The sequence below is a fragment of the Primorskyibacter sp. S87 genome (genome assembly GCF_049801055.1).
In the GTDB taxonomy this organism is placed as follows: Bacteria; Pseudomonadota; Alphaproteobacteria; order Rhodobacterales; family Rhodobacteraceae; genus JBNAGF01.
In genome coordinates this window covers 143,969-156,212 of the sequence record NZ_JBNAGF010000003.1, presented here as the reverse complement: position 1 = coordinate 156,212, position 12,244 = coordinate 143,969, and the positions used below count along the sequence as shown (strand labels likewise).

At 57.4% G+C, this 12,244-nt stretch carries 13 protein-coding genes; 4 read left to right on the top strand and 9 right to left on the bottom strand.

Annotated features, from left to right (window positions below; genetic code table 11):
• Positions 1-80 precede the first annotated feature (80 nt).
• From ACP15U_RS06945 to ACP15U_RS06920, 6 genes are all read right to left on the bottom strand, one after another.
• A complete protein-coding gene (locus ACP15U_RS06945; protein ID WP_425044421.1) occupies positions 81-1,058 on the bottom strand; it encodes a GlxA family transcriptional regulator in 978 nt (325 codons plus the stop codon).
• 13 nt (positions 1,059-1,071) lie between these two features.
• On the bottom strand, positions 1,072-1,968 hold the full coding sequence (locus tag ACP15U_RS06940; RefSeq protein ID WP_425044420.1) for a homocysteine S-methyltransferase family protein: 897 nt from the start codon (positions 1,966-1,968) through the stop codon (positions 1,072-1,074).
• Complete coding sequence (locus ACP15U_RS06935; RefSeq protein ID WP_425044666.1) at positions 1,965-3,038, bottom strand: alcohol dehydrogenase family protein; 1,074 nt, start codon at positions 3,036-3,038, stop codon at positions 1,965-1,967. The genes ACP15U_RS06940 and ACP15U_RS06935 overlap by 4 nt, the downstream gene beginning before the upstream one ends.
• A gap of 5 nt (positions 3,039-3,043) precedes the next feature.
• On the bottom strand, positions 3,044-5,491 hold the full coding sequence (locus ACP15U_RS06930; protein ID WP_425044419.1) for a GcvT family protein: 2,448 nt from the start codon (positions 5,489-5,491) through the stop codon (positions 3,044-3,046).
• 14 nt (positions 5,492-5,505) lie between these two features.
• The gene (locus ACP15U_RS06925; RefSeq protein ID WP_425044418.1) at positions 5,506-5,886 is read right to left on the bottom strand and encodes a GFA family protein; all 381 of its coding nucleotides are present in this window, start codon (positions 5,884-5,886) and stop codon (positions 5,506-5,508) included.
• Positions 5,887-6,064: 178 nt separating this feature from the next.
• On the bottom strand, positions 6,065-6,670 hold the full coding sequence (locus tag ACP15U_RS06920; protein WP_425044417.1) for a helix-turn-helix domain-containing protein: 606 nt from the start codon (positions 6,668-6,670) through the stop codon (positions 6,065-6,067).
• Between the two features lie 82 nt (positions 6,671-6,752).
• Here ACP15U_RS06920 and ACP15U_RS06915 point away from each other — a divergent pair, with 82 nt between their 5' ends.
• Positions 6,753-7,034: a DUF1294 domain-containing protein gene (locus ACP15U_RS06915; protein ID WP_425044416.1), complete on the top strand. Its 282-nt coding sequence runs from the start codon at positions 6,753-6,755 to the stop codon at positions 7,032-7,034.
• Positions 7,035-7,100: 66 nt separating this feature from the next.
• Here the strand turns inward: ACP15U_RS06915 and ACP15U_RS06910 are convergent, their stop codons facing one another.
• Together ACP15U_RS06910 and ACP15U_RS06905 are read right to left on the bottom strand one after the other, a co-directional pair.
• Complete coding sequence (locus tag ACP15U_RS06910; RefSeq protein ID WP_425044415.1) at positions 7,101-7,550, bottom strand: GAF domain-containing protein; 450 nt, start codon at positions 7,548-7,550, stop codon at positions 7,101-7,103.
• Between the two features lie 98 nt (positions 7,551-7,648).
• Positions 7,649-8,821 carry a thiolase family protein gene (locus tag ACP15U_RS06905; protein ID WP_425044414.1) on the bottom strand — a complete coding sequence of 391 codons (1,173 nt, stop codon included), beginning with the start codon at positions 8,819-8,821 and terminating at the stop codon, positions 7,649-7,651.
• Between the two features lie 95 nt (positions 8,822-8,916).
• Here ACP15U_RS06905 and ACP15U_RS06900 point away from each other — a divergent pair, with 95 nt between their 5' ends.
• The 3 genes from ACP15U_RS06900 (at position 8,917) to ACP15U_RS06890 (ending at position 11,629) form a co-directional block, all read left to right on the top strand.
• Entirely contained in the window at positions 8,917-9,255 is a 339-nt protein-coding gene (locus ACP15U_RS06900) for an STAS domain-containing protein (protein WP_425044413.1), read from the top strand.
• A 15-nt stretch (positions 9,256-9,270) separates the two neighbouring features.
• Positions 9,271-9,720 (top strand): ATP-binding protein, encoded by a 450-nt coding sequence (locus ACP15U_RS06895; RefSeq protein WP_425044412.1) that lies wholly within the window; start codon positions 9,271-9,273, stop codon positions 9,718-9,720.
• Between the two features lie 337 nt (positions 9,721-10,057).
• On the top strand, positions 10,058-11,629 hold the full coding sequence (locus tag ACP15U_RS06890; RefSeq protein WP_425044411.1) for a gamma-glutamyltransferase family protein: 1,572 nt from the start codon (positions 10,058-10,060) through the stop codon (positions 11,627-11,629).
• 99 nt (positions 11,630-11,728) lie between these two features.
• Here the strand turns inward: ACP15U_RS06890 and hspQ are convergent, their stop codons facing one another.
• Positions 11,729-12,055: a heat shock protein HspQ gene (hspQ, locus tag ACP15U_RS06885; protein WP_425044410.1), complete on the bottom strand. Its 327-nt coding sequence runs from the start codon at positions 12,053-12,055 to the stop codon at positions 11,729-11,731.
• Positions 12,056-12,244 lie beyond the last annotated feature (189 nt).

Genomic DNA, 12,244 nt, shown 5'->3' with positions numbered 1-12,244 from the left:
CTGAGTGATTTGCGGTACATTCTCATGGTTAGGCGCCAGAAAATGCACCAAAACCGACAGGAATCTCATCGGATTCTACATCACCAAGCACCGGCCCGCCCACGGCGTCGCAAGGCAAACGGCGTGATGCCGAAAAAGCTCTTGAAGACTGAAGAGAAACCATTTGGAAAGCCGCACGCCAACCCGACATCACGAACACTCATTGTTGTGTTCAAGAGCAGGGTATTCGCCCGTGCCAATCGCATCTCACGATAAAACCCACTTGGCGTCGCACCGAGAAATGTCCGAAATTTGCGCTCCAGTGACCGGTTGGAAACACCCAAAAGTGTGACCAGTTCCTGAATCGGAAGCGGTTCTTCGACATTTGCCTGCATAAGCTCAAGGCAGCGATCCGTGATATCGTCGCCGGTCGTCGTGGCCTGCAGGCCGGGTATCGGCTGAAGCGTCTCGAGATCTCGGATCTTTTCGTGCAGCAGGATGTTGGCCACGGTGAGTTTGGCAGCGCTTGAAATGTGCCGGCCGATCACCGACAGGGTCACGTCGACAGTCGCGCCCATTCCTGCGCAGGTCACTATCTGCCCTTTCGAGCTGGCAAGGGCATAACTCGCCTCGAACGGAGCAGATCGTTCGCTCAGAAACGACGTGTTCTCCCAGTGGGTGGCGAGCCCTGTTGCCGTTTCTCCATTATCCTGAATGAAACGGCTGGCAGCTTCGGCCAAAAGGAACACTTGTGCGTTGCGGAACGTGTAGTCGTGGATAGCCCGGCCCATCGACAACCCGGGGCAATCGGGATCCGTGTTGCCAATTACAAACAGATATTGAGCCGTTGGTCTCTTTGGCAGCGGCTCGCTCTGAACAAAGGCGCCGCTGCTGCTCTCGACCATACCACCATTGGCCGATCTATAGTTGTAACTGAATGGCGGTCTTGGACAAACCCGATTTGCCAATCGCAGCGGGTCCACCACTGCGGCCAATTCGGTGAGAACAAACCCGTCGGTGACGGCAATATCGAAATGCCAGGTTTCAGGTTCCTCCTGAACAATGCGCAGATCTGGCATCGGCCTGCATCCCTCAGATGATGTCGTGCCCGGCAGCCCGCAGGCGGCGCGCCAGTTCAGAAATATGCTCAGGTCCGACTTCGCAACATCCCCCCACGATCGTTGCCCCTTGTTCCACCCATCCCATCGCTTGATCGGCGTAAGCTTCGGGTCCAAGATCCCTGCGCTGTTCCAGCGCGTCCACAGTCGGCGCGTCTTTCAGAAAGCCTTCGGAAATGCGGGTAAAGCCGTTGGCATAGGCTCCGAATGGTCGACTAAACCCTTGTAGAATTTCCAGCGCTGCCGGGATCGCTTCGGGTCGGGAACAGTTGATCAGAACCGCTTCGGGATCGAACCGGTCCAGCAATGGAGCGATGTCCGCAAGGGCTTCTCCGGAGCGCAGCCGGGCGCCGTCGTCATCCATCACGGTCAATGCCAGCCATACCGGTTTTTTGCAGCCTTCGACCCCGCGCAGAGCGCCTTCGGCTTCCTGTATCGATGATACGGTTTCGATCAGGAACAGATCGACCCGCCCGCTCATCAGGTTGGCAAGTTCACCAAACTTGGAAGCGGCTTCCGCCGGGTCCGGATTCAGATCCGGCCGATAGGACGCCAGCAATGGACCGAGAGATCCCGCGACCCTTCCGTTGGGAAAGTCTGCACGGGCCCGTTCCGCCTGTTTCAACGCAGTATCGATCAAGGCCGGCATATCGCCCTCCAGCCCGACACGTTCCAGACGGGATCGGTGGACCGCGTAGGTGTTCGTCGTTGCAACCGTTGCGCCGCGGGCGAAGTAATCTGCGTGCACCTTGCCCACCAAATCCGGCTGGTCGATCATCACACGAGTTGACCACAGAGGGGTCGCGCGATCTCCGCTGCGCCGCACAAGCTCCTGCCCGATCGAGCCGTCCAGAAGAGTTATCTTCGTCATGTCTCATCCTCCGTAGGGATCAGCACCAGCTTCCCAGGAAAGCGCTTGGACTGAAAATCCTCCTGCGCCTCAGCAATCTTCGACAGAGGATAGGTTCGAGAGACAAGCGGCCGGATCTGACCGCTGTTCATCAGTTCAACAATCCGCGCAAAAACCTCGGGCGGCTGATAAGTGCTGCCCAGTACTGTCAGATCCTTGAGGTAGATATCTCTCAGGTCAGTCTGCACGATCGGGCCGGCGATGGCGCCTGACACAGCATATCGCCCTCCGGGCTTCAAAGCTCGGATCAGATCGGGAAATCCCGGGCCACCAACAACGTCGATCACTACATCAAATGCCTGTTCAGGCGGCGTCCCGTCACGCGTCAGAATTGTCCTTGCGCCCGCCGAACGCACGGCTTCGGCCTTGCTGAGGCTGGTCACGGCGGTCACCTCCGCATCGCGCAGGCAAGCAAGCTGCACGGCCGCCATGCCGACCCCACCTGATGCGCCTGTGATCAGCACGCTCTCTCCCGCCGCCAGTTCGGCGCGGGTCAACAACCCCTCTGCTGTTCCGTAAGCACACGGGATTGCGGCAATCTCAACATCCGTCAGCGGCGAGGCAGTGACATCATGCAAATCCGCGGCATCCAGAAGGCAATACTCGGCAAAGGCACCGTCAAATTCTGAGCCAATGACGATCAACCCCTTTGGATTCTCCGGTGTAGGTCTCGGAATACAAAGTGCCGCCGTCACGCGCGTGCCGGGTCTAACCGAGGTCACGCCCTCTCCGACCGCCGCGACCGTGCCGCAGAAATCTCCACCTTGAATGCGTGGAAACTGCAATGCGCCGCCCCAACCGCCGGATTCCACATTGCTACCCTGCTTGGCAGCATCTTCGGTCGCGCCGGTTACCGTCGGAGAATACCATCCCAGCCGGGTGTTGATGTCGGTGTTGTTGACCCCCGCCGCAGCGATCCGAACCACCACTTCTTCCGGTCCGGGCCGGGGAACCGGAATGTCAGTCCGGTACTCCAGCTTATCCGGTCCGCCGTGACCGGTCAGATAAACCCCCGACATGGCGTTCGGCAGGGTGGTCATGCCCGGAGCCTATCATTAGCCGGATCCCACAGGGGTAAGTCTTCCTGCACGACGGCTCGATGCTTCGTCCCGAATATCTCGACCTCAAGCTCGGTATCAGGCACTGCAAGATCCGCACGAACCATACCAAGCGCTATCGACGCTCCGACCCGGTGCCCCCATGCGCCCGAGGTGGTTTCACCGACAATCTCACCGTTCTTCCAGATACAGGACATGTACGGCGCATCCGCATCTCCGGCCTCGACGATAAGGGTCGCAAACCGCTTCTTCACGCCCTGTTGTTTTTCATTTTGGATTGCAGCTTTCCCCGGGAAATCCTGCACCTTGTCCAGCTTCACAAAGCGATCAAGGCCGCCTTCCAGCAGCGAGTAATCGGTCGAAAGATCGCCCTTCCACGCGCGATACCCCTTTTCGATCCGGAGACTGTTGAGGGCGTACATACCAAAGGGCTTGGCGCCGGCTTCGAGGATGGCATCGTAGATGACCGGCATATGCTCGTTGAGTGCGTGCACTTCCCACCCAAGTTCACCGGCAAAGGAAACCCGGATCAGATAGGCGGGTTTCCCGGCTACGGTCGTAGCCTGATGGGTCAACCAGCCCGAGGACAGGTCTGCATCGGTCAGGCCAGATAATATCTCTCGCGATTTGGGGCCGGTGACAATCAAGGTATCACGGGTGATTGTGACGTCTTCGATCGTGACCGAGGCAGGCAGCGCGGCCCTGAGAAGATCGCGGTCATGCCATTGCGCCGTCGCCGCCGTGATCATCATAAACGCGTCTTCGCCTGTCCGAACACAGGACATCTCGGTCAGAATCCGGCCGCGATCATCGGACACATACACCAGGTTCATACGGCCAACCTTGGGCAAACCGCCTGTGACCAGCCCTCGAAGCGCTTCGGCTGCTCCGCCGCCACTAACGAGGAAACGCGAAAAGCCGGGAAGATCCAACACGCCGCAATGGTCCCGCACTGCCTCGCATTCCTCTTTGATCCGTTGCTGCCACGGACCTGAACGACCCCATGTGTGCGTGCTCTTTTCCGACACATCATCCCCCGGCTTGGCGAACCAGTTGGCCCTTTCCCAGCCGTTGTAGGCCCCCATCACGCCGCCCAGTTCCCGCACTTTGGCGTGCACAGGTGACAGTTTCTTGTCACGAGCCGCTGGCCATTCGTGATGCGGGAAGTGCATGGCATATTCGTTGCCGTAAACTTCCATCCCTTTCTGGTCACAGTAATCCTGATCGGTGTAATCCGTGTAACGGCGAGGATCGACGGCCCACATGTCCCATTCAGTGTGACCATCGACGATCCATTCTGCCAGCACCTTGCCGGCTCCCCCGCCTTGGGCGATGCCAAAGGTGAACACACAGGCCTCGAATGCGTTTTTCACGCCCGGCATCGGACCAATCAGCGGTAAACCGTCCGGTGCATAAGGGATCGGACCGTTGATGACGCTGCTCACGCCCGACGTCTGCATCAATGGTACCCGCTCCATTGCGTCGGTAATGATGTCCTCAATCCGATCCAGATCGTCCTGCCACAGCTGAAAACTGAAGTCCTCGGGCATCTTGTCGTCCTCGGTCATCCAGTGACCGCGACAGTTCGGTTCATATGGCCCGAGGTTGTATCCGTTCTTTTCCTGACGCAGATAGTACGACACATCCACATCGCGGATCAGCGGCAGCTTCCCGCCGTTTTCCTTTGTCCACGCTTCGACCTCGGGGATTTGCTCGGTCAAAAGATACTGGTGGCTCATAACCATCATCGGAACCGTTCGACCGCCGTATGGCTTGAACATTTCGCCCACGCGTTGCGCATAGTAGCCCGCAGCGTTGACCACAAAATCGCAGTCGATGTCGCCCTTTTCGGTGCGGACCGTCCACGTTCCGTCATCATGCTGCATTACTCCGGTCGCCGGAGTGAACCGCAGGATTTTCGCGCCCATGTCGCGTGCTCCCTTGGCCAGCGCCTGCGTCAACTGAGCCGGATCGATATCTCCGTCGCTCGGATCATAGAGCACCCCTTCCAGATCATGCGTTTCAAGGAAAGGATACCGTTCCTTGGCTTGTTCCGGTGTCCACATCTCCATTTCGATGCCCTGATACCGACCCATTGAGCAGGCACGTTCAAACTCCTGAACGCGCTCCTTTGTATGCGCCAGCCGGATTGAACCGGTCTGGTGGTAGTTCATCGGATAGTCGACTTCGTCAGCAAGACGCGCATAGAGTTCGGTCGAGTACCGTTGCATGTTCATGATCGCCCACGATGTCGAAAAGGTGGGAACATTGCCTGCTGCATGCCAGGTCGAACCTGCGGTCAGTTCGTTCTTTTCCAGCAGAACGCAGTCGGTCCACCCCTTTTTTGCAAGGTGATAGAGGGATGACACCCCCACCACGCCACCGCCAATGATAACCACGCGGGCCTTGTTCGGAAAATCGTTCATGGTTTTCTTCCCCGTCATTTTGCCCGTTGGGGCAGTTCGTCTGTGATGTTGTAATAATCGCCCTTGTCGGCCACGAAGATGTGCCGGGTGAGGGTTAGCCCGGTAGGCGCGTCGAGCGCTCCCATAGAAACTGAAATCGTGTCTTCGTCGTTATGCTTCCAAAAAAGGAACGACCCGCAATCGCTGCAAAAGCCTCGCTTGGCTGTGTCTGACGCACGGAACCACTTGAGAGTTTCCGATGCCGTCAGTTTCAGATTGCCTTGTTCGGTGGAGGTCGAGGCCCAGACATGTCCCGATTGCTTGCGGCATTGGCTGCAATGGCAGACTGAAGGTGGCGAAAGCTCTCCGGCGATTTCAAACGCAACACCGCCACAAAGACAGGCTCCGGTTCGCATCAGATAATCTCCTCGTGGCAAGTGGCAAAAGGGGGCCACACAGTCCCGAGCGAGCGGGACAGTTGGCCAAGTCGAAGCCCAAAACGAACCACGCTCGCTACTCCCGACGCCTGGCCGGCTCTCCCAATCGGCCAGTGCGCCCGAAGCGGCGCACCGGTGGCTGTGAACACGCGACCCATCAATACACCGGCGGGGCAATAACCCAGACTGCCACCGCGGGCTCGTCGTATGGGTTTGCCCACTGATATGGCTGGTTCCGGATCCTGAAACTGTCGCCGGGTCCTACGGTGAAACGGCTGTCGCCTATGGTCAGGTCAAGACGGCCGGACACCATGTAGCCAACTTCCTGAGTGGGCCGGGCTGCCGGGGTTTGCATGCGTGACTTTGGCTGAAAGGTCGAATGCACCATCTCAAAGTCATCGGTGAGGTCTGGTGACAGGAGTTCTTCGATGAGACCTTCATCACCTGATCCCATTGGTCGGCGCGAACTGGCCCGAACGACATATCCCTGCTCGTCCGCTGGCACGGCAGAGTGGGCAAACAACATCGACATGGGAACGCCAAGGCAGCTCGCAATCTCGCGCAGGTCCGATATCGAAGGATCGGACAGATCGCGCTCTACCTGACTAAGCCAACCAACAGATCGATCCAACCGTGCGGCTATTTCGGTCAGGGTCAAACCGCGCGCTTTGCGAAGGGCACGGATGTCAGCTCCGAGAGTGGCGCTATGCGGTGCGTTGCTGTTCAAAGTAATCCCGTGACTGTCGTGAAAATTTTCTCCCATTTTTCACGATGACTCGGAATTGTGAAAATTCCAAGCATTTTTTCATTGCCAGCAATTTCCCGGTTCTGCTATTCGCTAATCAATGTGGTTCGTCGTGATCTATCTGTGGATAATCAACCTCTTGGCGCTGCTGGCCATAGGGTTGGACAAACGGAGGGCACGCGCTCGGAAACGGCGCATACCCGAACGAAATCTGCTTTGGCTCGCAGCACTCGGCGGGAGTCCGGGAGCGATTCTCGGACGGTGGATGTTTCGCCACAAGACCAGAAAGCGCAGTTATTCTGTTTGGATGTTCCTGATTGCGGCAACTCAGGCAGGAGCGTTCTACCTCGCAATCGTCAGGTTCCCGACTGGATTGAAATGACAACAAATGGCGACCGAGTGATTGGCCGTTTGACCAGTCCGTACGGTCAAGATCGAGTGGCAAATGCTATCTCGCGAAAACCTGAGACAGGATCTCGCTCAATGCCTCCGCGTCTGCCTGTGTGAAGGCGTCAGGCTGATCACTGTCGATGTCCAAAACCGCAATGATGTCTCCAGTCGAGTTCCGCACCGGCAAAACAATTTCAGACCGGGTCGACGACGCACAGGCGATATGTCCCGGAAAGGCGTCCACATCCGCAACAAGCTGGGTCTCTCCACTTTCTGCAGCGACCCCACAGACCCCTTTTCCGAAGGGGATAACCAGACATCCATGACCGCCTTGATACGGTCCGATCTTGAGTAGTTCAGGTTCCGTTACCCGGTAAAAACCGGTCCAATCAAATCGAGAGTCGGAGTGGTGCAACTCACAAACAACAGTTGCCATCAGCGCCACCTCGTCGGTTTCACCCTCAGTGAGGGCGCCAATGGTTTTTGCAAGTTCGCGATAGTTTACCATGCTGCTGTTTCCTAAAAATTCAACCCGGGCACTGTGCAGGTGCCCGGTTTAAGGATCGGATCAATCAACCAAATGGCTTCTTACACAAACTGTGTTGCCTAGGCGCGTTCGATCGCAATTGCCGTCCCTTCGCCACCGCCAATGCAGATTGCCGCAATGCCGCGTTTGAGACCGCGCTTTTCCAAAGCGTTGAGCAATGTGACCATGATCCGGGCACCAGAAGCACCGATCGGATGGCCCAAGGCACACGCACCACCATTGACGTTTACCTTTTCGCGCGGAACGCCCATTTCGTGCATGAAGGCCATCGGCACAACGGCGAAGGCTTCGTTGACTTCCCAAAGGTCGACGTCATTCACGGACCAGCCAAGCCGATCCAACAGCTTTCTGGCGGCGGGAACCGGCGCGGTTGTGAACCACCCCGGTGCTTGTGCGTGGCTGGCGTGACCCAGAATTCGAGCACGCACAGACAGTCCGCTCGCCTGGGCCGCCTCGGCCGACGCAAGGACAAGCGCAGCCGCACCGTCCGAAATCGAAGACGCATTTGCGGCGGTCACGGAACCATCTTTTCTGAACGCAGGTTTGAGCGTTGGAATTTTCTCGGGCCGGGCGGATTTGGGCTGCTCGTCCGCTTTGGTAACGACCTCACCCTTGCGGGTTTTTACGGTCACGGCGGCAATCTCACCGTCGAACGCACCGGTCTCTTGGGCGTTCAGCGCGTTGGAAAGCGATTTCAGGGCATACTCGTCCTGCGCCTCTCGAGTGAATTGGTAATGCTCGGCGCAGTCTTCGGCAAAAGTGCCCATCAGCCGCCCCTTGTCATAGGCATCCTCGAGACCGTCGAGGAACATATGGTCGATCACCTGGCCATGCCCGATCCGTGCGCCGCCACGCATCTTGGGCAGGATGTAAGGCGCATTGGTCATACTCTCCATGCCGCCAGCAATCATCGTATCGGCGTGGCCCAGAGCGATTTGATCGAATGCCATCATCGCCGCCTTCATGCCGGATCCGCACATCTTGTTGAGGGTCGTGGCCGGAACCTCTTCGCCCAGACCACCGGCAAATCCAGCTTGGCGAGCAGGTGCCTGCCCCTGCCCGGCAGGCAGAACACAGCCCATCAGAACCTCATCTACGGTGTCCGCCCCGGCGTTTTCCAACGCCGCACGGATGGCTGTACCACCAAGATCGGCAGCGCTTACGCCGTCGAACACCCCCTGGAAACCACCCATTGGCGTTCTGGCGGATCCCGCGATAACTACGTCTTTCATCAATTTCCCCTCCTTGGTCTTGGTGCCTGCATACTGAATGGTAAGGATTGCGGTCTAGCCTTCGGACAGACTTTTTTTTGCGCAAGGAGAGTTCGATGAGCCTGACCAGCACCGAAACAGCAGATTCACGCATCATCACTGTCAATGCCGACAGGATTGATGCGGCAATGGCAATTCAGTTCAAGGAAGACATGCGCAACCAGACCGACGGCAGCCCGGCCCGTGTCATACTTGATCTGTCGTCAGTTTCATTTATCGATTCGAGTGGCCTTGGCGCGATTGTGGCATCCATGAAGCAGCTCGGCGAAGGTCGCCGGCTTGATCTTGCGGGATTGACGCCAATGGTCGAAAAGGTCTTTCGGCTAACTCGTATGGATACGGTGTTCAGGCTATTTGCCACCCTCAACGAAGCCTTGGAAGACAACCCCAACTGAACCGGAGACCGCCCCGTGTGCAAGGTGCCGGGACAAAACAGCGACGCAGATCGGTTCAGTTTGAGATTTCAGGCGACCGAGTTGGAAGCGCGCCGCGTTCTCTCCGAGTTTGCAGAGTTCTTGGAAACCCTTTGCCTGCGGCCTGCAAAGGCGGTGGATATCGAAATTGCGGTAGCCGAGGCGATCAACAATGTCGTCGAGCACGCCTATGCCAAACAAGAGAACGGCGAGATCAGAATTTCCCTTCATATCGCTACAGACAGCTTGTCGATTGCCCTCATGGATCAAGGCGCCCCCCTACCGGACGAAAGACTACCTCAGGGAAAACCGGCCGATCTGTCAGGACCCTTGGGAACCCTGCCCGAAGGCGGGTTCGGCTGGTTCTTGATCCGTGAACTCGCTAGGAATGTTTCTTACAGCCGCAATCTCGGACATAACCGGTTGAAACTGACCTTTGACCTCTGAGATACGGCCGGACTTGATATTCTGAACCGATTTTATTTTTCCAAGCCCGCAGCGCGGCCAGTTCCTGGCTATTTTGCAGGTCAGAGGCATCTAGCAACCTGCCGTAAAACCGCCCCAATCGCTCCGCACTGATGTCCGAATCTCAGGGCATAAGGGAATGGTAGCTGCAAATAGCTTCCCTCGGCGCCGCGTTTCACAGCCCCCACCCAGTGCGTGGCGTCGAGGAACTTCTTTCCAAGAAAATTCAAAATGTAAGCGGGCAGGAGCATCTTAGCCTGCCCTTGCGGCACGCTCGCTAGCAAAGTATCCCTCCTCTTGAAAAGGAGGAACACAGAACATGCGAAACTTTCACTATCCGGGTCGGTCTGCGGTTCTGTCGACGAATGGTATGTGCGCGACATCGCACCCGCTTGCAGCACAGGTTGCAGTCGACACGCTGAAACGAGGCGGCAACGCTATGGATGCGGCAATCGCGGGAGCCGTCCTGCTGGGAATCTGTGAGCCGCAGATGACCGGTATCGGCGGCGATTGTTTCGTTCTGTATACCGCACCGGATGGCAAGTCGATCCGCGCTCTGAATGGTTCGGGCCGAGCGCCAGCTTCGGCGGACTCGGCTGCCCTTAGGGCGCTCGGGCATTCCGCCATACCGGAACACGAGGCTCATGCAGTGACGATCCCCGGCGCAATTGATGCCTTTTGTCACCTGTCTGACGCGGTTGGGGTTCTTGGAATTGACGCTCTTCTTGCCCCGTCGATCAAATACGCCGATGAAGGTATCCCGGTCGCGCCACGCGTGGCCTTTGATTGGGTCAAGGACGCGGAGTGTCTAACCGGCACGGCACGGGACCATTACCTTGTGAACGGGGCTGTTCCAAAGACCGGGCAGATCTTTAGGGCTCCAGGCCAAGCCGAAGTGTTGCGCCGGATCGCGTCCCAAGGACGTGACGCGTTCTACACCGGCGAAGTCGCCGAGGACATGTTGGCGGCCCTGAAGGGCGGCGGGCACAATCTTGAAGATTTCGCGGCTGCAAGCTGCGATGAAACAGACCCAATCTCGGGCACCTATAAAGGAGTTGAACTGGTCGAGCATCCGCCCAACGGTCAGGGTGCAACGGCCATTCTCCTGCTCAACATACTGTCTCATTTTGACATTGCGGGAATGGATCCGTTCGGCCCCGAGCGCGCCCACATCGAAGCAGAAGCGACCAAACTCGCCTATGATGCACGTAACCGATTCATCGCGGACAGCGACCATACGAGCCGTCTGGAGCATATGCTGGCGCCGGAAACTGCGGCCCGGTTGGCTGCTCGGATTGATCCGAAACGGGTGATGGGGCCGGTTGCACCCCTGACCGAGAGCGTTCACAAGGATACGGTCTATATCACGGTGGTTGACCGCGACCGCATGGCAGTATCGCTGATATACTCAATCTTCCACGGGTTCGGATCAGGGCTGGCGTCGCCGAAATTTGGCATTCTCCTTCAAAACCGGGGCGCCGGGTTCACCCTGGAACAAGGTCATCCCAATGAGTTTGGACCCGGCAAGCGGCCCATGCACACCATCATTCCGGGAATGCTGCGCGAAAACGGCCGCGTTGCAATGCCTTTCGGAGTGATGGGCGGCCAATACCAATCCAACGGCCATGCGCGGGTAGTCACCAACCTGAGAGATTTTGGGATGGGTCCGCAGGATGCGCTGGACGCCCCTCGGTCTTTCGCCGAAGGCCAAGTTCTCAATCTCGAACTTGGATACTCGGACGCCACAAGACAGGCGTTGATCGATCTTGGCCACAACGTCGAAACACCCGAAACGCCCATTGGCGGGGCGCAGGCCATTCGCATTGGCGAAGATGGCGTACTCGTAGGTGCAAGCGATCCGCGAAAGGATGGCTGCGCTCTGGGTTACTAGATTTGCCACGTTGGCAGGCAGGTGCTTTGGCGCTTGCCTGCTCCACGTTTCCGGACTGCTGTTCACAACCGGATAAAAACCGCCAAAATTTGCGTGCCGTCAGTTCAGGGTGAAGTGCAGAGGATAGCTGCCGTCACAGAACGGGCCGAACATGTCGGGAATATCGGGATGGTCAACCGGCTCTCCGGAGTAATCGGCCACGAGATTCTGTTCCGAAACATAAGCCACGTAATAGCTCTGATCGTTTTCGGCCAGAAGATGATAGAAGGGCTGCTCTTTCACCGGGCGGCTGTCTTCAGGAATCGCCTGATACCACTCTTCGGTGTTTGAGAACTCGGGGTCGACATCAAAGATCACACCACGAAAGGGATGCTTCTTGTGCCGGACAACCTGGCCCAGATGATATTTCGCACGAGTCTTCAACATTTCCCCTTCGCCCCTAAAACCTTAGTAACTTTTCGGGCTCGTTTTGTCCAATGATTGCAGCCACTTTCGGGGGAAACAGTCTGTGAACGCGCGTGTAACAGTCATCATTCCCCCACCCCCATATAGGGACTGAATCACCCTGAAATTGCTTGTTTTATTGATCCCTTGATTGTGATTTCCTCTGGTTAA